A 25,678-nucleotide genomic window follows, 5' to 3' on the forward strand; every position below is an offset into this window, starting at 1 on the left:
TGTCTTGTAATTTTTCAAAAACAGCTTTGCAATTAACTCTCAATTAAATTTCAAACATCTCTGATTCCGAAGCTTCAATTTCTTTAGCTAAATGCTGCGAAAGGGATTCAATCGTCGGATAATGCACCAACATCAGCGGCGAAACTTCAACTCCGAAAACTTGCTTGCCAGCGCTAGCAATGCTAATTGCTAACACCGAATCCAAACCATAGCTATCAAAAGAAGCTCGAATGTTTATATCCTCTGGTTTAATTCCTAACTCTTTCGCAATTCGATCCACCAACCAAGCTTGAATATCTGGCGCTGTTAGAGAACTAACATTAAACTGTGGCACTGATATTTGTTCAGCCTTTTCCTCTTGTTTGTCAACTGCTTCGGGAAGGTATTGATTTCTCAAAACTTCAAAAATCCTGGGAAGTAAATTTAACTCCTCTTGTGAAAATTCTCCTGTTTTTTCTAACTGCTTAGCTAGCTGTTCGGGTTCTGCCTGACTGAACAAGTTAACAATCGAAGACTGACCATTATTTTGAGACAAGTTTTCTATTTTCCCGTGCCCATTATTATTAGTTCCAAACCAATGGCGCTTTCGCTGCCAGGGGTAGGTCGGAAGTTGTACGCGCTGACGCGAGTAGTCTCGATCAAAACCTGACCAGTTAACTTTTGCTCCACGCACATATAATGTGCCCAAACTATCCAGAAGTTGTTGCCAATCATCTTTCTCTGGATGCAGACTGGGAAGCCAAACTTTTTCTGTCTCAGATAAGTAATGGCGACCCATTTCTACTAGAATCGGCTTTGGCCCAACTTCCACAAATATTTCGTACCCTTGTTGAGCGAGGGTATCCATACTGGTAGCAAAACTTACGGGTTGTCGCCCTTGACAACACCAATATTCGGGGCTAGCTATCTGGGTAGTAGCTAATTCACCAGTAAGATTGGAAACTAAGGGAATTCTTGGTGGGGAGTAGGTTACTTCCTTGGCAATACGCTCGAACTCTCCCGCTTTCACCATCTCTTCTTGGGTTAGTGCTTGCATCAACTGCCCTCGTTTGGCGATCAACTTCAAGCCATCTTCCAAGCTGAAAACTCCAGCGACACAGGCAGCAACGTATTCTCCTACACCTTGACCCGTGACTATAGCGGGTTCTATACCCCAAGATTTCCATAACTGGAAGAGGGCATACTCCAAGGTAAATAAGGCAGGTTGGCTGTAAGCAGTTTCATTTAGAGGAGAACTTGTTCCTGGTTCGGGATACAGAACCTCTAGCAGAGACTGTTCTAAATAGGAACGCACAATCTCATTGCAGCGATCGCAAACTCGCCGGAATTCTGGTTGGGTTTCGTAGAGTTGACGCCCCATTTCTACATACTCAGAGCCTTGATCTGTGAAAAGGAAAGCAATCTTGGCAGAATCTGTTACCTTTCCCTTGCATAACCCTGCTACTTCCTGCCCAGCATTGAAAGCAGCTAGCTTTTCCCAGAGTTCGGCAGATGAGGAAGCTACCACACTCAGCCGATGCTGAAAATGCGATCGCCCACAGCAGGCACTAAAACAGATATCTCCTAAGGCTAAGTCTGGATTAGTGGCTAGGTGCTTTTCGTACCGTTCGGCTAACTGCACCAAAGCCTCATCTGTCTTAGCTGACAGTGCCAGCAGATGCAAGGGACGCTCGATTGAGCTTTGCATCGGCTTTGAAACCGGAGCCTCTTCCAAAATCAAGTGAGCATTGGTACCGCAAAAACCAAAACCACTTACTCCCGCCAGGCGTCGCTTTTCTGCTGCGGGCCAGGGCATCCGCTGCGTAGCAACTTTTACTGGCAGTTCATCCCAATTTATATAAGGATTGGGCTGCTGAAAGTGGAGGTGGGGTGGAATCTCCCCATGTTGCAGGGCAAGTACCACCTTGATCAGACCCGCAACCCCAGAAGCTGGTTCTAAGTGACCAATGTTAGTTTTTACCGAACCAATCACCAAAGGTTTATCTTGAGGGCGGTTCTTGCCAAACACTGCCCCCAAAGCTGCTACCTCAATCGGTTCTCCTACAGATGTCCCCGTGCCCTGAACCTCTACATAGTCAATCTGGGCTGAATCTACGCCACCATTTTCTAGGGCTTGGCGAATCACGGCTTGTTGAGATAGTCCGTTGGGGGCAATCAAGCTACTACTACGACCATTGTGATTGACCGCAGAGCCTCGAATCACGGCTAGAATGTTGTCCCCGTTAGCCAAGGCATCTCTTAGGCGCTTGAGGACGACGACACCACACCCTTCTCCTTTGACAAAACCATTCGCAGCAGCATCGAAGGTTTGGCAGCGACCGTTGGGATTGAGCATCCGTGACTTGGAAAGGGCAATGCTGGTGTCTGGCACGAGATTCAAACCAACTCCGCCAGCCAGAGCCAAATTGCACTCTCCCAAACGCAAACTCTGACAAGCCAAATGCACTGCCACTAAGGAGGAAGAGCAGGACGTATCAACAGCCATACTGGGGCCTTTTAGTCCTAAAATGTAGGATAAACGTCCCGCGGCTACGCTCAAAGAGTTACCGATCGCACTAAAAGCATCAATTTGATTCTGATCCCCTACCGACGACATAACTTTGCTGTAGTCATTGATGTAAATGGCTACAAACACCCCTGTGGAGCTGTTATACAAATGCTCTGGTGCTTGAGTTGCATTTTCTAGAGCTTCCCAACTCACCTCTAGCAAAAGCCGTTGCTGGGGGTCCATACTTGCTGCTTCTCGCGCTGATATTCCGAAAAACTCAGGGTTAAAGGCATCCACCTGAGCCAAAAAACCGCCTTTGCGGGTACACATTTTGCCTGGAGCATCTGGATCGGGATCGTAGTATTTTTCAATATCCCATCGGTCAGCAGGAACATCGGTAATGGCATCTACCCCGTTGCGCAACAGTTGCCAAAATGCCTCTGGATTGTCAGCCCCTCCAGGAAATCGGCAACCCATACCAACAATGGCTATTGGTTCCTTCTTGGCATATTCTATAGCGTCCAGCTTGGCTTGCATGTCCTCCAATGCCAGAAGTGCCCGTTTGATGGGAGATACAGACTTTTCTTGTGCTGAATTCAAATTCATTTTTCAGTACCTCATGCTGTCCAATTTACTGAGCAACAGCGCTTCTGCTTCGTTGTCTGATAAATGATCTAAATTTGACTCAGCTACAACTTGCTCCTCATTGTTGCTTTTCTGTAACTCCACAGCAGATTCATTACTCAACTCTATTTCCATCACTTCTTTAGCCAGATAATCCACAAGCGCTTCTACGGTTGGATAATCAAAGGGTAAAGTTGCAGGTAGAGAATAGCCGAGAGTGCTTTCCAAACGGTTCCTCAACTCGACGAGCATTAGAGAATCCATACCCATATCAAAGAAACCTTGTTGCGGATCTGGCAATTGGAAAGAGTCAAGTCCCATCACCTTAGTAATTTCAGTTTGAATGTGAGCAATTAAAAGAGTGCGGCGATCGCTAACAGGAGCTGCCTCTAATTGCTGCAAAAATAATTTTGTTGGCTGTGCGGATGGTTCTTCAAATGCTGCTGCAAAGGACTCAAGAAACGGCGAAGCCAGGCTTTGAGGGAATTGTTGGAGGAACTTAGACCAGTTAACTGGCAACACTCCCACCTGGGTTGTGCTCTGTTGTGCTAGCAAGTTTCCTAATACCTGCATTCCCTGCTGTGCTGGTATAGGCTCCACTCCCTGGGCAGTAAATCTCGCTTGGTCGCGGCTGGTGAGGCTAGCTGCCATCCCTGCATCGCTCCACGGCCCCCAGTTAATGCTTAACCCTGGCAACCCCAACGCCCGCCGATGATGGGCTAAGGCATCCATAAAGGCATTAGCCGCCGCATAATTTCCTTGACCTGGCGAACCCAGCAATGCGGAAACGGAGGAAAACGTCACAAACAAATCTAGTGGTAGCTGTTTGGTCAAGCTGTGCAGAATCCAAGTTCCTTTAACCTTTGCCGCCATGACTTGCTCAAAGGCTTTCCAGTCCTGCTGTAGCAAAATGCCGTCGTGGAGAACGCCAGCAGCATGTACAATTCCTCGCAGGGGTGGCATCGAAGTTTCAATTTGCTCGATCGCTCTGACCATATCCTGCCACTCGGCGACATCGGCTTGGGCGACGACAATCTTAGCTCCTACCCGTTCCATCTCAGCGATCGCTTTCTGTACCTCAGCAGAAGCCTCTCGGCGTCCAGTCAGCAATAAATGCCGCGCTCCATGCTCTACCATCCACTGTGCTACTTTTATACCTAATGCTCCCAGCCCTCCAGTAATGAGGTAGGTGCTATCCGACTGGAAGGACGCAGTACGAGCCGGTGGTACTTGGCTTCGGACTAGACGAGCTACATAGCGCTGTCCTTGGCGAAAAGCGAGTTGGTCTTCCCCTTGAGAATCAAAAATCTCTGCTAACAAATTTACTGCTTCATCTTTTGGCGCATCGCCAGCCAAATCTAGCAGTCCTCCCCACAATTTTGGATGTTCCAGAGCAATTACCTTACCCAATCCCCACAAAGAAGCTTGAGCCACTCCTGGCAGTGACGAAACCTCTGGTACTGCCCCCCTCGTCACCAACCACAAACGCGGGAAGGCTTGTTGATAACAGTTGGCGAGAGCTTGCACCAAATGCAGGGTACTGCCACAACCGAGAACCTGAATTTCTTCTAGCGAGGGGATGGTCAACTCTGGAACCAATCCTGTGTCTAAACTCCACAGGTGGACAACTGTCCTTAACGGCAGGTTTGTAGTTTCCACCATCTCTTGCAACAGCCGCTCGAAATCGGCTGGATTAGATGGGTTGAGACTCCAAGTTCCAGGCTCTTTGGTTTGATATGTGTCTCCCGCATAGACTAAAAGACAACTCTGACCCCGTTCTTCTAAGAGATGGGCTAGGGCTTGTCCTACACCCCCTCTGTCAGCGAAAATCAACCAACTACCTGGTTCTTGGAAACTGATTTCTGCCAGCTGACGCGGCTTGGGCTGCCAGGTTACTTCGTAGAGCCAATCTTTGATGGATGCTGCCGTTAGCTCCTGTTGGTGTTGCTTCACTAATACGGATAGCAGCTTAGGCAGTAATTTTACATCTGCTTCTGAAAGTTGTTCTGCTGTTTCTATATATTGGGCTAACTGTTGAGTATCTCCCTGATGCAAGAGATTGACGATGGTCGTCGTTTGAACATTGTTTTGGGATAAAGGCTCTGCTTTGGAATGCCCATGGTTATGTAATGTTTCTAACCAATAGCGCTGGCGCTGAAATGGATAAGTCGGTAACGCCACGCGACGGCGGGGATAGTCTCGGTCAAAGCCAGTCCAGTCTACTGGCGTCCCAGATAAGTACAATGCCGCCAAACTGTCAAGAAGTTGTTGCCAATCTTCACGCCCTGTCCGCAGGCTAGGAAGCCAAGCTATCTCTCCCTCCGTTAGGCAGTAACGACCCATTCCCAGTAGGATTGGCTTGGGGCCTATCTCCACAAACACCTTGTAGCCCTGCTGAGCTAGTGCCTGCATACTTGCTGCAAATTTTACTGGTTGCCGTACGTGATGACACCAATACTCAGGGGTAGCGATATCGGCTGTAATCGGTTGACCAGTGAGATTGGAAATGAGGGTAAATTTAGGTAAGGAGTATGTAATATTTTTAGCAACCTGCTCAAACTCCCCTAGCATTGGCTCCATTAAGGGAGAGTGGAAGGCATGAGAAACTTGCAACTTTTTGGTCTTAATCCCTTCTGCGTGCAGGGCGTTGGTTACTGCCTCTACAGCCTGGCGATCGCCAGAAATGACGATATTTTTGGGGCCATTAATCGCGGCGATCGCTACCTTTTGGGCATAGGGTTGAATGGCTGAGACTACTCGGGCTTCATCTGTCAATACCGCCACCATCTCGCCATTTTCGGGCAACGCTTGCATCAGACGAGCACGTTCTGCAATCAGCTTCAGACCATCTTCTAAACTAAATACCCCCGCCGCACAGGCCGCGGCATATTCGCCCACGCTATGACCCATGACTGCATCTGGCTTAATTCCCCAGGATTCCCATAATCGAAATAGAGCATATTCCAGAGCAAACAGGGCTGGTTGGGTGTAAGCAGTCTCATCTAAGGGTGAAGATTTTCCTGCTTCGGGATAGAGAACCTCAAGTAGAGGCTGTTTCAGATAGGGACGCAGAATTTCGGCGCATTGGTCGAGAGTTTGCCGAAAAGTAGGTTGGGTTTCGTAGATTTGGCGACCCATACCTACATATTGCGAACCCTGACCAGTGAATAAAAAGGCTAACTTTGGCGGCTTACGTTTAGTTACTTGCTCGCTTCTAAGACCATCCGTATCCTGTGCGGTGGCAAAAGCATTTAATTGCTGGCACAACTGTACAGAAGATGCAGTGGCAACAGCGAGGCGATGCTCGAAATGCGATCGCCCCGTACTTGCAGTAAAGCAAATATCTGCTAGCGATGCTCCGGGATGAGACGCTAAGAAATCTGCATAACTTTGTGCCATCTCCCGCAGAGCCAAATCGCTTTTGGCTGAGAGCGTCAGCAAGTGCAGAGGGCGTTCTATAGCTTCTTTCTTTTGACTTTTGACCCTTCGCTGCGCTCGAGGGCATGCTTTTGACTTTTGACTTTCTAGAGGTGCTTCCTCAACAATCACATGGCCATTAGTACCGCCAAAACCAAACGAACTAATGCCTGCATAACGAGTCCCTGTACTTGCAGTCCAATCTTGAAGCTCAACAGGAATGGCAAAGGGCGTCCCTTCTAATGAAATGTATGGATTTAGTTGCTTCAGATTGAGGTGCGGCGGAATTTGTTGATGCTGTAGCGACAGCACGATCTTGAGCAAGCCAGCCATACCAGCCGCAGCTTCCAAATGCCCAATGTTTGTCTTGACTGAGCCAATCCAACAAGGGCGATCGCTGCTGCGTCCCTCCATTAATACTGCTTTAAGGGATCTGACTTCAATGGGATCTCCTAAAGAAGTACCAGTTCCATGAGCCTCAACATAGCTAATTTGCGCTGGTTCCACTCCCGCATTTTCTAAAGCTTGGCGGATAACAGCCTGTTGAGAAGGCCCGTTGGGAGCAGTTAGCCCATTGCTAAGACCATCCTGGTTAATTGCCGAACCTCGGATGACTGCCTGAATATTATCGCCATCCCTAATAGCGTCACTAAGACGCTTGAGCACAGCAATACCGCATCCTTCGCCACGAACATAACCATCAGCATTGGCATCAAAGGTTTTACAACGACCATCGGCTGCCATCATTCGAGCCTGGGAGTAGGCTATGGTCTGTGCTGGCGACAACATCAAGCTTACTGCTCCCACTACACACAAATCTGACTCAGCAGTTTGTAGGCTGCGGCAAGCTAGATGTATTGCAACTAGGGAAGAAGAACAAGCTGTCTCAATTGCCAAGCTGGGGCCACGCAAATTTAGCAGGTAGGACAGGCGGTTGGCAGCAACACCAAGTGTGTTACCCGTGCCATCATAAGCATTGATGCGGTCTGTATCTTGAGAGAGCAAAATTCCATAGTCGTAGTTGCCAATTCCAATAAAGACTCCTGTCTGACTGCCAGAGAGACTCGAAGGCGGTATTCCCGCATTTTCCAAGCTTTCCCAAGCAACTTCCAGAACTAGCCTCTGTTGGGGATCCATCCGCTCTGCCTCACGCGGTGAAATACTGAAAAAGGCAGGATCGAACCAATCAACTCTCTCGATAAATCCGCCATAACGAGTACTCATTTTTCCGGGTGTAGCAGGTTCGGGATTGTAGAAGCTATCCACATCCCATCGATCCTTAGGTACTTCGGATATGGCATTAATACCATTGCGCAAAAGATGCCAGAAAGCCTCCGGATTGCTAGCGCCTGGAAAACGACAGCCAATGCCAATAATAGCTATGGGTTCCACTATATAAGCCCTCAACGCTTAATGTATTGCTGCTAATATGCCAAAAAGCGCGATCGCTCTAGGTATTAACAGAGTGAGCAAACTGCTTAAAGGCTATTTGATTGCGTTTGATTGCCTTCTCTATCGATCCACCTTCAGCCATCAAGCGCATTTCGCGGTTAACTGGCCATAGGTACTCAAGGCGACCGAAGAAACGACTTAAATCACTGAAAAGAATTTCGTGATACTTGAGATTGACATGGAAGCCTTCGTGTTCTTGACACAGGCACTTCTCCAGCCAATGGAGGGTGTCCTGCTTGGACATATTAAACAGAGGAGACGTGAGCAGCCGATAATACGAAGGTATGAAATCTACATCATCTCGGAATGTAGCGGGTAGGGCAGCAGATAACCCGCTCAAAAGCCCCCGTTGTAACAAGAAGATGATGACGTTAGATAGTAGTTTTTCGTACGCTGTGGGCTTCGGAAAATCCCTATATACCTCTTGTGCAATAACCTGAGACATTGTGGTATGGAAGGATTCATCCAACAAGTGATAGTGAGATACAGCGATCGGAGTGGGGATGAACTCACCTTTTCTATCCAGATCCTTAAACTGTTTGTAGTAGCGGTACTCATATGTTTTTAATGACATATTTGCTACCATGCGCGCTGAGTAGTACTGTGCTGCTAAGAAGGGAGAACTACCCCAATTTAAACTTAGGAATTTAAACGCGGTTGGAGATGCAGTTACTCCAGCCAGTCCACCAGTGGCTGTGGGGATTGAGCTGCCTTTTTCTTGCAAGTACTGAGAATAGTATTTTTCCTTACCCTGATGCATCAGCTTGGTAAGAAAGCGAAAGGTGGAATTCTGGATAGATTCCCATTTAGGAAGTTCTTGGAGTTTATAGCGCAGATTATTGTTAGTCTGATTGTTCAACTTTTTATGGAGAGGATTACCAAAGGACTCTTTGCCCAGTAAAGCAATCTTCGTCTTATAACCAATTTTCTGGAAAGTATTGATGTGGTAGCGTTCTTGACTCGTTTCAAAGTCCAGTTCTTGGCATAGAGTTTCATATCCCCCAATGTGAGCAAAAACACCAGATGTGATTTGGTTGTAGAGCATGGTGTTTGCTTCTGCGGATGCAGTATGCTGATACTGCCCCACCCAGAAAAGGTGATTGAGCGCTAGTTTTTGTGCATGAGAAGCTTGTTCGTAGAGAGGAGTGCCGTAGAAAGTGGAAAGTTCGGGATCGCCCCAAAAATGATTGCTGTTGTGGCTGTAATCAAAGTTTTTGCCTAGAGCTTCTATTTTTTCAGTGTAATCAGATTCCGTGTTAGTCTGATAGGTTTTGTTGATGAGTTGAAAATGCTTTTTATCTTTGTCCACGAACTGATTTAAAACTTTGGATTTCTGATCCAATTCCTTAGTTGTAACCATGATTGTCTCTTGGATAAAGAACTTTCAACGATTTGAGCAAGTGAGTTAAGCAAGATAGGCTTTTCAGTGTTCAATTCAAGTTGGCACTCAAATGCTGAACAAGGCTTTCGATGGTTGGGTAATCGTAAAGTAAGGTTGGATCAACCTCATATCCTAACCAATCTTGTAAGTCACCAGTTAAACCAACTGCTGCTGAGGAATCTAAACCATAACGATCGAAAGGAATCGTAACATCAACTTCTTCGGGAGCAACTTCTAACAAATCAGCTAGATAAGAGACTATCCAAGCTTTAATCTCTGCTGCTGTCGGCACCTGCTTAGGTGCATTGATGGTGCTACTCTCCGAAAGCGTAGATGTAGTGTTTAATTCAGGATTCTGCATTTCCATCGTTTAGTCCTTCGTATGTTATGAATGATTACGTTTGCTGTAGTAAGATTGCTGCAAGTTTACCTACACAACCTTAGTCTTGATAAGTTGTGAAAGTTCGTAGTTAGGGCTTGAGCACCTTGAAATTGAGCGATAAATCGCTCACTACAAACCTTTCATAATTAGTGCGATGAATCACTAGTGGTCTATCGCATTAGTTTTGATAAGTTGTGAAAGTTCGTAGTTAGGGCTTGAGCACCTTGAAATTGAGCGATAAATCGCTCACTACAAACCTCTCATAATTAGTGCGATGAATCACTAGGCATAGGTTGTTGGTACTGTGGTCATTAGTATTAAAAGGGCGATCGCCAAAGTCATCCAATTGCTACTACTGTGCCCAAAAAAGGAATGAGAAAAGTTACTAAGGCTAACCACCTATATATCGTCTGTAGGTAGTCGTTGGCGATCGTTATCTTCTTCGCCTGATGTGATTTCATAGCTTACCTTATACACCCTGAATTAGTTCCGGTTATTAGCCCAAGCTGCTTTGTTACAAGCAAGCCTGCGATTCTGGCTATGCATTAACTTCTTGTTCTGAAACCGTCTCACTGGGTATGAGGTAAGCAATTTAACAATATTTTTTCAGCAAACATAGATAGCATTATCTCACCTTCACCAAAAGATTTAGTTTTCGGTCTGCATTAGACAATTTGATCAAATAACCAATGAAGACTAAACCTTGATTAGCGGGATATCGACAAACAATAATGCTATCTTCTCTGGCAGCTGCCACACACAAGTTAGTGTAAAAAACTTGCTATTGGTTATTGGAAACTTGCTAGCTATTAATTGGCAACTATCAAGCTGCTCTGATGTTTGGAATTTGTATGGCATAATTGTCATTAGGTTCCGTCATATACGTGGGCAAGTTATTTCCCACAACTGTTGCGATCCTGGTTGCAAAGGCTCAACAGTTGCAGAATTAGTTAGCTTTAAGAAGCTAATTAAGCAAGTATGTGATGTGTAACCTACCTGGGACATAGCCCTCTTAAGGTTTCGGAAGTCTTGGAGGGTTATTCTCAGGTTTTCAATGCTTTGACCTACCCAGTTTCTGATTCCTGGGAGAGTTCTGAAACAGTAGGTCGTTCCAAACATTGCAGTCACATCAAGTTGTTGGTAGATATTCCCCTTGAGTAAAAGACTGTTTTTAAAACTCGGCAAACCAAGAACTACGACGTCTTGTTTGCAAGCGGTAGAAAGCATCTTTGGAATCAGATAACATCCTCATAACTAAAGCTCTCAAGATAAACAACTTGCTATTTGGCTGAGAGACCTTTAGGTTCCCCCTAAAAATAAACCTAAACAGCCAAAGCCAAAAATGTGTTTTAATCCTTTCAAAGGGAATGTAGATATTAAAGCTCCTTTCTTTAAAAATTATAGGCACAATTTGAAATATTGTGAGTGAAAAATTGAGAAAGCTTTAAATTACAATGGTAATCTCTCGTTCATCTCGAATTTCCTCCAGATAACAAATTTTTCAAAGCAGTCCTCAATCAGAAAATCTCACAAATATCCTTATGCCTATTGTCACGCCACGTGCTACAACTTTGGTCACATCAGCAAGGCAGTGGCTTTTCTATCTTATTGCTAAGATAGTGTGATTCTTGTTCATACCTGTTTACCAATTGTCAGCTGCTGTAGAACCGATTCAACCTCAGCTTCCAAATGTTTGAACTTAGCTTTGTTCTGAGGATTCTCACTCCAATCCTCTACGACATCTAAATTTCCAGAAAGAAACGCTGCTCGACAGGCTTGACGGCGAATCTTGCCACTAGAAGTTTTGGGAATGCTTCCAGTCTTGACGAGTACTGTAGCGAAAACTTCCAGTCCGTGCTCTGCGACTACTGCTTGTCTAATACTTCCGACAACTTCTTGAACGTTTAACTTCCGCAGGTAACTCCGCTCTACTTCCTGAACAATAACTAGTCGCTCAGAACCTTTGAAATCGATGGCAAATGCTGATCCACAACCGGGTCTCAGGGCTGGATGGCTCTTTTCAACAGTCAATTCAATGTCTTGGGGATAATGATTTTGCCCTCTGATGATAATTACATCTTTGAGTCGTCCTGTAATAAACAACTCGCCACCTTGCAAAAATCCTAAGTCTCCAGTGCGAAGAAATGGACCTTCACTTGTATCTGCTAGATAGGCACGGAAAGTTTTCTCTGTCTGTTCAGTTTGATTCCAGTAACCACGAGCAACACTCGGGCCTGCAACCCAGATTTCTCCGACTTGCTCAGGAGGACACAGAGTTAAGGATTCGGGGTTGACAATGACGATCTTCTGTTCTGGAGGACTTTGTCCACAACCTACCATCGTCCGGGTATCTTCCTGAGTACCTTGATTTTTCACAACTCGGTTTTGCTCTAATGCTGCTGCTTCTACATTGCAGGTGATTGGTAAAGCTGTTTTTTCACCTCCAGAGACGATGAGAGTAGTTTCTGCCATACCGTAGCAGGGATAAAATGCTTCTTTGCGGAAACCACAAGGTGCAAAAGTAGAGGCAAACTGCTCTAATGTCTCGGCACGGACAGGTTCAGCACCAGTAAAGGCAACTTCCCAACTGCTGAGATCAAGATTCTCCAAGTGTTCGGGAGTGACTTTACGAATGCAAAGGTCGTAAGCAAAATTTGGGCCACCACTAGTTGTAGCTTTGTAGCGGGAGATCGCTTGCAGCCAACGGATTGGCTTTTGGAGAAAGTCTACAGAAGCCATCAATACAACAGGAAAACCACTGTAGAGAGGTTGTAATATCCCACCAATCAACCCCATGTCATGGTAGGGTGGTAGCCAAATCAAACCTTGGCTATTGGTTGTATGCCCAAATAATTTCTGGATCGTAGCTGAGTTGGAGAGCAGGTTATGATGACTGACTATGACACCTTTAGGATTGCCTGTAGAGCCAGAGGTATATTGGAGAAAAGCCACGGTATCGCCGTTTAATTCCTGTGGCTGCCATGTTTGTGCTACGTCATGACTCAACCCATCGGTAGCTAGCCAATGCAATCCAGAAATTCCTAAGCCTTCTTTATTAGAGCTAGCCTGGAGGTTATCCAACAGAGATGTAGAAGTGAGTACAACCTTTGCTTGAGCATCTGCCGCGATCGCTTGCAATCTAGATAAATTTTGATTTTTTCTAGGTGGATAGGCTGGAACAGCGATGACGCCAGCATATAAACATCCAAAGAAGGCAGCAATGAAATCTAATCCAGGCTGATAGAGAAGTAGGGCACGTTCACCGCCAGCATTCAGAGATTGGAGAGAAGCAGCAATAGCTTGTGCTTGTAAATGTAACTCTCCATATGTCAACTTTTCTGCTTCTGTTTCTCCACTCTTCAAAAATGTATATGCTTTTTGTTCTACTTGCTTTTGTGCCCTGTAACTTAGTAGCTCGACAAAAGTTGAGATATGGTACTCCTTATCTACCAGATATTCATAACTAATACTCATTGATTATTCCTCACTACTATAGGTTACAGCGATCCCCCTCAGCACCAAATCCTTTATGGCATGGCAACACATCCCTCGTTTTACTTAACAAGGGATACAAACTACATCCACTATGAACAGTAACAAGCAGACAATATTTATTTTTCAGAAATCTCTCTTAACTGTTTGCCTGTTTAATAAACAGACATCTAAAATTTATCTATACATTTTGCGGTTAGATTAGCCCTGACCTGTTTTTTTGATTGCAGTTTAAGCGGAATCAGTAGAACCCCAAAATCAGTAGAACCCCAAAATCTAAAGAAATATTAAACAAATACAAAATCTTTTGTCTATCTATCTCTAGATAGGAGTGTTTGCGATTTAGGTATAAAAGAGTTTACTACTTAGGGTAGAAGCGCATACTAAATCTACCGCTGTTGGTGGCAGCAGGCTTGACTCTAGAGTACTCCAAAACATGAGCTAATCGCTCACTTGTAGAGTATTTATTGTTGAGCTTCCTTGACAAGGCTCTGGAACAGAAAATTGAAGATTTAGTTCGTAAAATCTTATCCTATCAATCCTTTCCATTGGATTTTTTTAATATTCTTTTTTTCTATCTTTATAAGTCATTGAATTTCCAACTGATGTAATAAACGGTACAAAGCAATTTTATCTGATCTAAATCCCATAACTTCATAGTTAAATTCCATAACTTCATGGTTTGACCACAACTACTGCTAGCTAATGTTTTTACATTAGGGCTAATATCAATAAAACTTAGAGAGTAATCGACCACGGGGCGATCGCAAATTACAAGACAACTAAACCCTTCTGTTGAAGGGAGTTATGGGAGCAACTGATGGAGACAGCACACTGATTGAATAAAGGGAAATAAACGGAATGACTTCTTTTAAAAGTTGGCGACAGGTACGAACAGTTTTTGCCAATCGAGTTTTCTCGTGTCTTCCAATCTCATAATCCGCAGCTTCTTGTAAGGATGACTTGATTGAACAGCGATTTATAGAAGGACAAATAATTGGTACACCCAGAACCTTTATTTTGGGAAACGTCGATAGTAGCTGGGAAGAGTGTGATTTGGTTGTAGAGGGGACGTGCGAAATAGGTGGACAAGAAAATTTATACCTATAAACTCAGCGATCGCGTACCATTCCTCTAGAAGGTAAGGCTATGCATGTCTACTCGGCAACCCAAAATCCCCATCGCACTTAATCTGTCCTACTGTTTAGTTAATTAACAAATCTTCGGTTCTAAGTATCAACAGAGAGCTACACACCAGAAGAGATTGCGATCGCCAAGTATTCCAAAATCTGCTAAATATTGCAGGAACTCTAGCAGCAAGTTTGATGGCAACACTGGGAATGGCAGAAAACTGAATTATATCAAACAGATAAAAATATCTATAAGCCTTATTAGAACACAAAGATTACTACTTGATGGATTGACTCCGGAAATCATGGAAAAACAGGCAATAGAAAAATGGAACGGTAAATTACCTCTCGTTATGAGTAAGGATGCACCAAGGTTTTGAAATTTAAATGAGTTATTAAAAATAAATAGTAAATGATGTAATCAATGTCTCATAACAAATTCTAGAATCAAACAGAAATTTGAGTCTAGCCAAAGTAGAAACTATTAAATTTTTAGATGTTTGATTTACCGTACATGTATTATCACATACAAGTTATGAAGTTAGGGTAAAGGCGGCATAAAGGCGATCGCCTAAATAAAAGCTAGTAGTTTACGATTAGTAGTAAGCTCCGACAAGGCTGTAAATTAAAGCAGTCAGTACTAACGTGGTAATTGTCACATAAATCCAGTTGTGTTGTTTGACAAAGACCAAAAGAGAAACCACCACCCGCAAAATTGGTGTCGCTATCAGCAGCAACAGTCCCAACTGAATTATGCCACGACGACTACCAGACAAAACTGCAACCGCAACACCAGTGGGAGAACGAAACTCGGATGGTTCACCGTGAAAAAATTGATATTGTGCGGGTTCAGCCCCGTGGTGTAACAAATAGAGTATGCCACCAAACAACACCACACTACTGGCAAGCAAAACACCATATTTGAGCAGATGACTCAGTAAAATATCGAGTAGCTGTGAATTCTGGAATATCTGCGTTTGTTGACTTTTAGTGTAAACCTTTGTGTCTGTAGTTTCAAGACTTGGCTTGGCTAATGCATCTATGTCAGAGTTGACATTTTGTGGCAATGGTAAGGTAACAACTCGACTCTCTGACTGTGTGAAGGTTGACCGCTGGTTAGAATTTAATTTAAACATACTCAATTCCAATTGCAATTGAAAGCGTGCAGTCTGCCAAGTTGCTTGCCAACACTGCTTTTTTTGAATTTTGAAGTTTGAATTGTTTACATTCCTCCAGCGAGATTTTGATACACCATCTTCACAGCCATTGACACCAACACCAGGCTGAAGACAATTCTTAATATCTGCGTTTTTGCACCAACTAGAACTCTTGCCCCTAAAAATGCACCAGGCAATATTCCCAACATCACTGGCATAGATAACCCTGGATCGATGTAACCACGGGCGAGATAGACTCCTGCTGATGCTGCGGCAGTGACACCAATCATAAAATTGCTTGTGGTAGTCGAAACTTTGAACGGAATACGCATAATTTGATCCATTGCCAGGACTTTAAACGCTCCCGAACCAATTCCTAGTAAACCAGAAATTACGCCAGCAACCAACATTACGGCAAACCCAGCTGGCACAGCATGAACTTGATAAGACATCACACCCTCAGGTGTAGGGTAAGTGCCGTTGAGTTGGAGATAATCAGCGAGGGGATCGGTTGTGTCATTTTCTGGATTTTCTAGCTTGGGTTGCCCTGAAAGATAAGCAGAGTAAAGCAGGACGATTGCCAGAACAATAGTCAATGCCTTGACAGAAACGAACATTGCAATTAAAGCACCCACGATCGCGCCAATAGTTGTTGCAACTTCTAAAAACATTCCCAAGCGTAGATTGGCAAAGCCTTTTTTAATATAAGTTGAGGCTGCACCAGCACTTGTAGCGATGACAGAAACGAGTGAAGCGCCTACAGCATAGCGAATATCAACACCGAATCCAGAAGTTAACAAGGGGACAATGACGACTCCTCCCCCTAACCCTGTCAGTGCCCCGACAAAGCCAGCACTGAAAGATCCCAGCCAAACTAATAAAGAAAATTCTAAAATGTTCAAATTTCATACCTCTTTAGTCAAGAGTTAGTAGTTAGTGGTTAGTGGTTGGTTGTTGCTTATTTCCAATGCCCAATGCCCCACTCCCCATATCAGCAGTTACCCACCGATCGCACTGTGCAGCAATGACACGGAGATAGCAAATTCACCATTGAATAGATTGAGTAGAGTGAGAGTCCACTTTTGACGATAATAAAAGCTCCTAATCCTATTAAGACAAAAGGCATGAAATTGTTGCCATAACGAGTCAAAAAATCTGCGATCGCGTGTTGATGCGTTAGTTTATATGCTGTGTAGCACAACACACCCATGAGTGTGAAAAAGACACCGAGAATTGCTAACAGGTTTTCCTAGATACTACTAGCAAACAAAGGCACATAAAGACTGCGAATCGCGCCCGTGAATCATTCATAAAAGAAGAGAAAAAGCGATCGCTATGAGGTTACAGCAATTTTCATTGATTTGATTCACAATCATGATGTAGGGGCGTAGTATGCTGCGCCCCTACTGTGTTGTTTATTCTTCACCCAACAACTGCCGTTCTTCAGGAAGTAATTTCGTTTCACTCACTGGTTTTTCGCTGTCAATACTTGCCGATTGTGAATAAGGCCTAATAATCAAACTCACGCCAATTGCCCAGGCGATCGCAACCATCCAACCTGCAACAATATCACTGGGAAAATGAACTCCCAAATACAGCCGTGTCCAGCTAATCGCTAATACATACAAGCTGCCCAACATCGCTACCAACCAGCACCAAGCACTACCCCAGGTCAAAACTACCAAAATGGCAATCAATGTCATACTAGTCATGGCATGACCACTGGGAAATGAATAAGTAAACTCTGGTGCAACAGAATCCCACAGATGGGGACGGACTCTGTGCCAAAATTCCTTGGCTGTGTGGTTGATAATCGCACTACCAGCAGCGGTGATAACTAAATAGGTGAGCGATCGCCACCGACGTTGCAGTATGAGAATGAGTGCGAGCGTACTGAGGATGGGTAATACAGTCCTAAACGAACCCAGTTTTGTGAACATCGCCGCGAATGCATCTAACTGTGGCTGTGCTACAGAGTGAATTGTCACCAGAATCGGCAAATCCCAAGGAAAACCACCCGCATTTTGCTGCACCTCTAATGCCAAAAGTCCAAAAATTTGTAGTGGTAAATATACTCCCACAAACAATAGCAACAGAGAAGGCCAGTGGCTAATCAATAGTTTTTGCACAAACCCTACAGGCAACAGTACCTTAGTCGGCGATGTTCCTGTGAGTTGATTTTCATCGTTGACTTTTTCTGACTCTGCCATATCAAATACAGTATTCTGCTAGGACTAATGTAGATTTCGTTCTTAAAATACAACAATATAGCTAGATCGTATACTCTCGAAATGTAAATATATCCTCAAACCCGGCTTCCAGAGAGAACCAGATTTTAATACGAAGCGTAAATTTATACAAATATTTTGTATCAGCCCATACAACCCCTAGCCATACGACCCTTAGACTTTTGGAGTTTTTTCAGTTTTAAATACGGTAATACAATCAAGTTTTAATATTTTAAGAAAGCGTCAAAGCAGTCGGTCAGAGAAACTTAAGAAACTTGTGCAGGCTGCTGCATCACAAGTATTCTCTACCCAAAGTGACTAGAGAAGGTTTAAAATTACCGTCTCGGCAGCGATCGCGTGACAGGTATTTCCATCTCGTGGCACATCAATCTTATTTACTCTTTGCCATTGCTGTCATATTTTGAGGAATTCTTACCGTAAAAATTGTTCCAACCCCTACTTCACTTTCTACAGAGATTTCTCCTTGATGCAGTTCCAGGCACTTTTTCACCACAGCTAGCCCTAGTCCACTGCCAACAATCTTACCCACGTTGTTAGCACGATGAAAAGGTTCAAATAAATGCTGGAGAAATTCTGAAGGAATTCCTATTCCGGAATCTTTGACTTGGAAAAATATTGCATCTAGTTCACAACTGAGAATCAAAAAGATAGTTCCTTCTTGAGGAGAATATTTCATTGCATTTGATAGCAAATTGCTGAGAATTGAGTACAGCAAATTTTCGTCCAATTTGGCATGGGTACAGCTACCTTGACTAATAAATTTAATAGTATGCTGCGGTTGATTGCAAAACTGGAGGTCTTCTATCAAATTTATACAAAATGCTTCTAAATCAATGAGTTCTGGATGAAATTCTAATTTGCCTGCTTCTGCTCTAGTTAGAGTGAGAATATCCGTCAGCAATTGATTCATTGACCTAGCTGAAGATTGAATTCGATGCAGATTTTTGAGCTTCTTTTCTTTTGTCCACTGCTGTTCGCTTTGAGCCAACAATTGAGCCGATCCTAAAACAATACTCAAAGGCGTGCGAAACTCGTGAGAAACCATTGAGAAAAAGCGTAGCTTCAGTTCGCTGAGTTCTTTTTCTTGAGCTAATGTCCTTTGAGTGGCTTCCGCTTGCTGACGCTTAACTAATTGTTGATAAAGCAAAGCATAAACACCTAACAAAATACTAAAACTCAGCAAAGTGCCGAGGAATTCAATCAACATCCGGTTGCGGATATTCCTCTGGGAATGTCTAACCGAGATTTGCAATAACTGTTCTTCCCTAGTTTGCATTTGGGTCAGTGTTTCGCGGATTTCACTACGATTTTGGTTGCTTCGAGCAACTAGGGTTTCTTGAAGAGTAAAAGTTGATTTACCTACTTCCTTGAGATTAATCGACTGTTTGGACAGTTCAACTCTTTGAGCTATTAGGAATCTTAGCCTCGCCAACTGCTGCTGTTGAGAATGGTCATTAGCTAATTGTTGCTGCAATTTTTTGACTTTGGCATCTAGGCTTTGCATTGCCTGATTGTAACGTTTGAGTTCTGAGCGCTCTCCATACAGAATATAGCCCCTACGTCCTGATTCTGCATCAGTCAGTGTCGCGAAAATATCAATCAGGCTTTTCATTGCCTCATGGGTATGCTTCACTTTATTGCCACTCTCAATTAATTGAGTAGCGTTTTGGTAAGAAATAAAGCTGACTATACCCATTAATAACAAAGATAAGCCAAAGCCAGAGGCTATCCATTTCCCTTCCAGCGACCATTTCATAGAAAATAATTTTAGTTAATCGTTTGAACTCGGCATCGTTTGTTATAAAAAACCTTACATTAAAGTTAATTCAAAAATATTTCTGACAATGCGTATCTTGGTAGTTGAAGATGATGTCCAGCTAGCAGAGATGCTGATGGAAGCTCTTACTGACCGTCAATATATGGTGGATGTAGCTCAAGATGGGGAAGAAGCATGGGATTTTGTCAATGGGTTGGAATATGACTTAGTGGTGCTAGATATTACCTTACCCAAGTTAAACGGTATAAGTTTTTGCCAACGCTTGCGATCGCGCAATAGTACACTACCTGTTCTCATGTTAACAGCACGCGACACCCTTACTGACAAAGTTACCGGGTTGGATGCTGGGGCTGATGACTATATGGTCAAACCTTTTGAAATGCCAGAGCTAATGGCTCGCATTCGCGCATTGTTGCGTCGCAATAGCGCCGCAGCTTCTTCCCCAGACCTCAGTTGGGGTAATCTGCATTTAAATCCCACCACTTATGAAGTTACCTATGCTGACCAACCTCTACACCTGACAGCAAAAGAATTTGCCCTCCTAGAACTAATGGTTTCTAGCGGTCGCCGGGTATTAAGTCGAGCCGGGATGATTGAGCGCATCTGGTCACTGGATGACCCACCCAGTGAAGAAACTGTTAAATCTCACATCAAAAGTTTACGACATAAACTAAGAGAGGCAGGTGCTCCTGATGGTTTGATAGAGACAGTTCATGGATTGGGCTATCGCCTCAAGCAGCTTTAGGAAATTCCCGATTTCTACCCAATTTTTGTCCCTTATCTCCACAACCGATTGTTAGACTCCCATTTAAAATAACTCCTTGACACCATGCTTTCTCCAAACCGATTTAATAATTTGGTTTGGAGAATTTTAATTTTGACATAAATTTCTTTAAAAATATAATATTAATAATTTTATCAAAGTAGCTCTCTACAACAATAGAGTTTTTGACCTGAAGCTGATATTGAACTACCCGATTTTTACCCGATTTTTACCCGATTTTTTGACTTCTAAGATGTAACATTCCCAAAGAGTCAATTTCGGAAGATTATTTTAGTTTTGGGTCAATTTATATGTCTCATTTTTCAGTAAATATTTCCAACATCGTTCTTACTAATGAGCAGTATCTCAAACTCAAAGTCTATGCAGAAAACCATAAAATATCAGTTCACGAAGCAATTCGGTTGCTTATTGATTCTATTCCAGAACACTCTAAAACTAGTAAAAATTTAGGTAAAAACCATCCCTTTATATTTTCCAGAAGGTTTTTGCAATTTTTTTTTGATACTCAATAATTTTAATTTTAGTGGAAATAATGCTTTAATAAACTTTGTAATTTGACGCTCTGGGTACATCTTGTTCATTATTTGCAGGTTGAAATTTAATGATGAATACTCTTGACCCTTTGAGTTTAGTTAAGTCTCTAGAAAACTCTGCTCCAGAAATGCAAAATTCTCAACCTAATTACGCATTAATTTCAATTCACGGCGACCCTACAGCTGAAATTGGCAAAGAAGGAGCAGGTGGACAAAATATCTACGTGCGTGAATTGGGATTGGCATTAGCAAAACAGGGATGTCAGGTTGATATTTTTACCCGACGCGAACACCCCAACCAAGAAAAAATTGTGGAACTAGCACCCAGGTGTCGCACAATTCGTTTGAGTGCAGGGCCAGCAAAATTCATTCCCAGAAATGAGTTATTTGAACATCTACCAGAATTTGTGGAAGCTTGGCTTGATTTTAAACAACTAACGGGGCGCAACTATGCACTGATTCATACTAATTACTGGCTTTCTGGTTGGGTAGGACTGAAACTTAAATCTCAACTGGGATTTCCCCAAATCCATACCTATCATTCTATAGGGGCTATTAAATACCGTGATGTGGAAAACCCACCACAGATTGCTTCGATTCGCCATCATGTAGAGAGGGCAATTTTAGAGCAAGCAGATTGTGTAATCGCCACCAGCCCCCAAGAAGCAGAAGATTTGCGTCAGTTTATTTCACAACACGGGCGCATCAAAGTAATTCCTTGCGGCATTAATACCGAACACTTTAGTTCTGTGAGCAAGGAAGTTGCTCGTCAAAAGTTGGGAATTGCCCCAGATTCTCAAATAATCATGTACGTAGGACGCTTTGACCCCCGCAAGGGAGTTGAAACCCTAGTAAAAGCCTGCACCTATTTGCCTGATCCATTTAAACTCTATCTAGTTGGTGGTAGTCGTGAAGATGCAGCAGACTTTCAAGAACAACAACGCATTCAAACCCTGGTAAAAAAACTGGAATTGGAAGCAGTTACGGTTTTTACAGGGCGTATATCCCAACAAATTTTACCTACTTACTATGCCGCAGGGGATGTTTGCGTTGTACCGAGTTACTACGAACCTTTTGGTTTAGTTGCGATTGAAGCAATGGCAGCAGGAACGCCTGTAATTGCTAGCGAAGTGGGAGGATTGCAACATACAGTGGTGCATGGTGAAACCGGACTGTTGGTTCCTCCCTACAACGCCAATGCTTTGGCGATCGCGATTCGGAATCTGTTGGAAGATCCTACTGTTCGGCAGTGCTATGGCAATGCTGCACGCAATTGGGTTCAGTCTCGTTTCAGCACTCAGGCAGTCACTGCCCAAATTTACGAACTCTACCAATCTTTAACACTCGGTACGTTTGTTCAAGAAATAATTCAAACTAAAAAGTTAACTCCGACCTTGGAAAGACAAATCCAAACTTTGTTGAAATCAAATGCTTTGAAATCTAGTGAAATTAAGACTCTAGAAAAATTAATTGACTCATTCTCTAACGACACTGCACAGTGGCTGAATGCAAAGTAAAAAGCATCTACAATCGCTTGAATTGAGTCAAATTTATCAGTTCCAAAATCAAATGTGAATGAAATGGTAGTTAATTTTAATGCCTAAAGGAGGCAAATGCTGTGATGGAGATAGAGGAAAACAAACATACAACCCAGGATGGAAATACTGTTATTGTCTTAAAACCTAAAGAGCGGCTAGACATTACCACATCTTGGCAATTTCGGATGAGATTACAAGAATGTTTTTCTCAACACAGTTGCCATCTAGTTGTAAATCTTGATCGAGTAATTTTTATTGACAGCACTGGGCTGACTTCGTTGGTGGCTGGAATGCGGGATGCTCAGAAAGCCAAGGGCAGTTTTCGCATTTGCAATCTACACCCAGAAATCAAATTAGTAACAATGATGGATACGGGGTTGAAAAATTGTGAAACTGAAGAAGAAGCTTTAAAAATTCTACTTAAACTGTATTCTTAGCTGATATTTTTGAAGATATTACGGATTTTTTCTGAAGGTTAATTATATTAATAAAGGAATAATTATACTCCCTGTATTTAAATCTAGAGATTTAAATTTATTCAGATTGTTTAAATTTACTCTTAACATTTTTTCAGTGAGAAAAACTAAACATGAAACTGCTCATAGTTATTGACTTGGACAATACTTTAGTCGAGAATAATCAAGCTAACGCCGCTTTAAATCAACGGTTGGAAGCCATACACAATCAGATTTACTTAGTCTATGTTACTAGCCACTCTTATGCTTCTAGCCATAAGCTAATAGCACAAGCAAAGCTTTTAAAACCAGATTTCTTAATTACTAGTGTAGGTAGTGAAATTTATCAACAGGGTGCTTTTTTAGAACAGGATTGGGCAAACTACATTTCAAAAGATTGGAATAGGGATAGAGTTTGGTCTGTTGCCAGCGAATTTTCTGAACTGAAACTCCAACCCGAAAGCGAACAAACACCTTGGAAGTTAAGCTTTTGGTTGGATATGGCTGCGTCACTTGATGTCATTAATGATGTGCGAAATTTATTAAAATTTGCTGGATTGTCGGCTCAGGTAATTTTCAGCAATGGGCGAGATGTTGATATCGTACCCCAGAGCAGTAACAAAGGTAACGCTACTGTCTATCTTCAACAATTGCTACAAGTACAACCGAATGCAACCATTATCTGTGGAGGTTCTGGGAATGACATTAGTCTATTTCAACTATCATCACCTGGGATTATCGTTGGCAATGCCCAGACAGAACTTCTTTGGTGGTATTACAACACGCGTTACCCTCGGCACTATCTAACTCATTACCCTTATGCTGTAGGCATTCTCGAAGGATTTATCTACTTTGATGTGTTACCGTTTTCACAGTATAGATACTAGATATGGAAGGGAAAATTTATCAGGAAGTTGATAGATTTTTTCCCAGTTCAAAAACCTGTCATGTGTGCCTTAATCAAGTTGATAGTTTACCGCTAGATATAAGATTTTAGACTTGCGAAAATTGCCAAACTAAGCATGATAGGGACATCAACGCAGCTATTAACCTCAGAGATGAGGGACTACGAATTTTGACCTCTGGAACGGGGGATAAAGCCTGCCGCCCAGATGTAAGTCGGAGTAAGGGAGGACGAAAGAAATCCACTACTGCGCTTTCTGTTGGACAGGAAGCCTACATCGACCTCTTCGCGGCGATGTAGGTAGTTCACTTTTGACAAAAAATGTGACTTAAACTCATGTTCCAAGTTGCCGAATCTGCTCGCACTCTCTACCTCAAAAAATAACTTTTCAAGCGAGGAAATGCTCAAAAGTGGCTTGGCTTACTAGCGAGCCAATCTAGTAATCATCCCGATGAGACACATCACACCACTCAAGGCAATGCTGATGAGTATCATAGTTGCAACAGGGAAATAGAAGGTAAATCCAGGACGCTCAATTTTAATATCTCCTGGTAAATTGCCTAACCAACTTAACTTATCTGCAAACAGCCAGATCACAAGACCAACAATTACTAAAACTACGCCCAGACTAACAATTAATTTGCCGATATTCTCCATGTTTAAGAATCAAACTCACCCTTCTAAGATTTGGCAAATTTTTTCTAAAGTTGCATCCTCCAAAAGGATACGTCTATAAACCAGAGGTGGTGGTGTCCAAGGTTCTGGTTGCAGTTTCGCTACCATTAGCGGAGGAATAAAGATAGCAGACATCCATCTAAAATAGGTTGGCAATATCTTAGCAATGATTGGAGTCAACAGTTGGGTGACAGCATCAGCTGCGTGTTTTACCACCACAACTTGTTCTTGAATAGCGCGATGGGCAACTAGATGGTGATTCTCGTAATTGCAGAAAATTCCGGTTCTCATTGCGATCGCTATTATTTCTACATTGCAACCCAGTGCAAGTCTAACCACAAGCGTGGATCTGCTTGCTTGATTTTCGACATTGGATCGCGTAACAGTCGCGAGGCATTCAGGAAGACTACCTGAACCAACCCCATATTCTCTGCTACTTCTCGGAGTACTTCTTTGTGGGCTTGCACATAGGGCATCATTTTGTCAGAACAATAAATCCCTATGTATCGCAATCGTTTGGGAGGTCTTCCCCAGTAATTGGTGATGACTTTCACATAACAGTCATCCAACAATTCTCCGGATTTTGGGTAATACTTTTTGATTACCTTCACAAATTCTTTTGCCAAGATGTCTTCTCTAATCATGACAAAGCCTATTTCTGTAGGGTTTATCACATTATTAATATAGCATATATTTGTTATATAAACATGACTCAATATTAGAAAAATGCTAAATATTATCTAATTTTACTTTGGATATATACAAATCTTTTGATAGCAAAGTTGCTTCTATTTTTAGATAGAAAATCAAAAAGTATATAAGTTTGTAGTGAGCACTACTTCAACGGAAATAACCAATGAAACTATAGCGCTCATTACAAACAGAACAACACACACTTATAAAAATTTTTATCCCTTATTTCTGTATCCTAACGAACATTGCGCTCAGACACTAAAACTTCAGCTACCAAATGTGGCAGATCTGTCAAATCAGTATATCCTTCTGAGCCACGAATAGGAGAGATAAATGTATAGTTAGGATCGCATTCTCCCGTATCATAAACTTGGATATACCACCGATCGGGAAATCCTTCTACTGCTAGTTCTACAATGTACCAACTTTGACCGATTAGACGAGAGTTAACAATTACAAACCACTCTCTGTTTTCTTCTAAAACGTTCCACTCAGCCATGAGAAACTCTAACGCAATTTGTCCTGCGTCAGTTGCAGTCAATAGCAT

At 42.9% G+C, this 25,678-nt stretch carries 17 protein-coding genes; 4 read left to right on the forward strand and 13 right to left on the reverse strand.

The features are described 5' to 3' along the window. Positions 1–43 precede the first annotated feature (43 nt). From FIS9605_RS0135590 to FIS9605_RS0135645, 9 genes are all read right to left on the reverse strand, one after another. Positions 44–3,094 carry a type I polyketide synthase gene (locus FIS9605_RS0135590; RefSeq protein WP_035140792.1) on the reverse strand — a complete coding sequence of 1,017 codons (3,051 nt, stop codon included), beginning with the start codon at positions 3,092–3,094 and terminating at the stop codon, positions 44–46. Positions 3,095–3,097: 3 nt separating this feature from the next. Then, complete coding sequence (locus FIS9605_RS0135595) at positions 3,098–7,921, reverse strand: type I polyketide synthase (RefSeq protein ID WP_026736723.1); 4,824 nt, start codon at positions 7,919–7,921, stop codon at positions 3,098–3,100. Between the two features lie 58 nt (positions 7,922–7,979). Further along, on the reverse strand, positions 7,980–9,341 hold the full coding sequence (locus FIS9605_RS0135600; RefSeq protein WP_051470326.1) for a hypothetical protein: 1,362 nt from the start codon (positions 9,339–9,341) through the stop codon (positions 7,980–7,982). 70 nt (positions 9,342–9,411) lie between these two features. Next, positions 9,412–9,729, reverse strand: a complete 318-nt coding sequence (locus FIS9605_RS0135605) for an acyl carrier protein (protein ID WP_026736725.1) — start codon at positions 9,727–9,729, stop codon at positions 9,412–9,414. 1,647 nt (positions 9,730–11,376) lie between these two features. After that, positions 11,377–13,218: a fatty acyl-AMP ligase gene (locus FIS9605_RS0135615; RefSeq protein ID WP_026736727.1), complete on the reverse strand. Its 1,842-nt coding sequence runs from the start codon at positions 13,216–13,218 to the stop codon at positions 11,377–11,379. Positions 13,219–14,962: 1,744 nt separating this feature from the next. Beyond that, positions 14,963–15,502, reverse strand: a complete 540-nt coding sequence (locus FIS9605_RS0135630) for a DUF1634 domain-containing protein (RefSeq protein WP_026736729.1) — start codon at positions 15,500–15,502, stop codon at positions 14,963–14,965. 86 nt (positions 15,503–15,588) lie between these two features. Beyond that, a complete protein-coding gene (locus FIS9605_RS0135635; RefSeq protein WP_026736730.1) occupies positions 15,589–16,425 on the reverse strand; it encodes a sulfite exporter TauE/SafE family protein in 837 nt (278 codons plus the stop codon). A gap of 513 nt (positions 16,426–16,938) precedes the next feature. Beyond that, positions 16,939–17,733, reverse strand: coding sequence for a phosphatase PAP2 family protein (locus FIS9605_RS0135640; RefSeq protein WP_082209957.1), 795 nt, complete (start codon positions 17,731–17,733; stop codon positions 16,939–16,941). 409 nt (positions 17,734–18,142) lie between these two features. Then, complete coding sequence (locus FIS9605_RS0135645; RefSeq protein ID WP_035140794.1) at positions 18,143–19,528, reverse strand: sensor histidine kinase; 1,386 nt, start codon at positions 19,526–19,528, stop codon at positions 18,143–18,145. A gap of 88 nt (positions 19,529–19,616) precedes the next feature. Between FIS9605_RS0135645 and FIS9605_RS0135650 the strand changes: the two genes are divergently transcribed. The 4 genes from FIS9605_RS0135650 to FIS9605_RS0135670 all read left to right on the forward strand — a co-directional run bounded on the left by FIS9605_RS0135650 (position 19,617) and on the right by FIS9605_RS0135670 (position 23,746). Beyond that, complete coding sequence (locus tag FIS9605_RS0135650; protein WP_026736733.1) at positions 19,617–20,294, forward strand: response regulator transcription factor; 678 nt, start codon at positions 19,617–19,619, stop codon at positions 20,292–20,294. Between the two features lie 700 nt (positions 20,295–20,994). Next, on the forward strand, positions 20,995–22,383 hold the full coding sequence (locus FIS9605_RS39610) for a glycosyltransferase (protein WP_231510603.1): 1,389 nt from the start codon (positions 20,995–20,997) through the stop codon (positions 22,381–22,383). Between the two features lie 104 nt (positions 22,384–22,487). Further along, on the forward strand, positions 22,488–22,841 hold the full coding sequence (locus FIS9605_RS0135665; RefSeq protein ID WP_442854760.1) for an STAS domain-containing protein: 354 nt from the start codon (positions 22,488–22,490) through the stop codon (positions 22,839–22,841). A gap of 152 nt (positions 22,842–22,993) precedes the next feature. Continuing rightward, positions 22,994–23,746 (forward strand): sucrose-phosphate phosphatase, encoded by a 753-nt coding sequence (locus FIS9605_RS0135670; RefSeq protein WP_026736736.1) that lies wholly within the window; start codon positions 22,994–22,996, stop codon positions 23,744–23,746. Between the two features lie 440 nt (positions 23,747–24,186). On the opposite strand, the gene FIS9605_RS0135675 is transcribed toward FIS9605_RS0135670, so the two are convergent. The 4 genes from FIS9605_RS0135675 to FIS9605_RS0135690 form a co-directional block, all read right to left on the reverse strand. After that, positions 24,187–24,420 (reverse strand): DUF2905 domain-containing protein, encoded by a 234-nt coding sequence (locus tag FIS9605_RS0135675; RefSeq protein ID WP_026736737.1) that lies wholly within the window; start codon positions 24,418–24,420, stop codon positions 24,187–24,189. Between the two features lie 15 nt (positions 24,421–24,435). Further along, a complete protein-coding gene (locus FIS9605_RS0135680) occupies positions 24,436–24,777 on the reverse strand; it encodes a hypothetical protein (protein WP_155960676.1) in 342 nt (113 codons plus the stop codon). After that, the gene (locus FIS9605_RS0135685) at positions 24,747–25,082 is read right to left on the reverse strand and encodes a hypothetical protein (protein WP_026736739.1); all 336 of its coding nucleotides are present in this window, start codon (positions 25,080–25,082) and stop codon (positions 24,747–24,749) included. The genes FIS9605_RS0135680 and FIS9605_RS0135685 overlap by 31 nt, the downstream gene beginning before the upstream one ends. Positions 25,083–25,366: 284 nt before the next feature. After that, positions 25,367–25,678, reverse strand: coding sequence for a hypothetical protein (locus tag FIS9605_RS0135690; RefSeq protein WP_026736740.1), 312 nt, complete (start codon positions 25,676–25,678; stop codon positions 25,367–25,369).

It is taken from the genome of Fischerella sp. PCC 9605 (genome assembly GCF_000517105.1).
In the GTDB taxonomy this organism is placed as follows: Bacteria; Cyanobacteriota; Cyanobacteriia; order Cyanobacteriales; family Nostocaceae; genus PCC9605.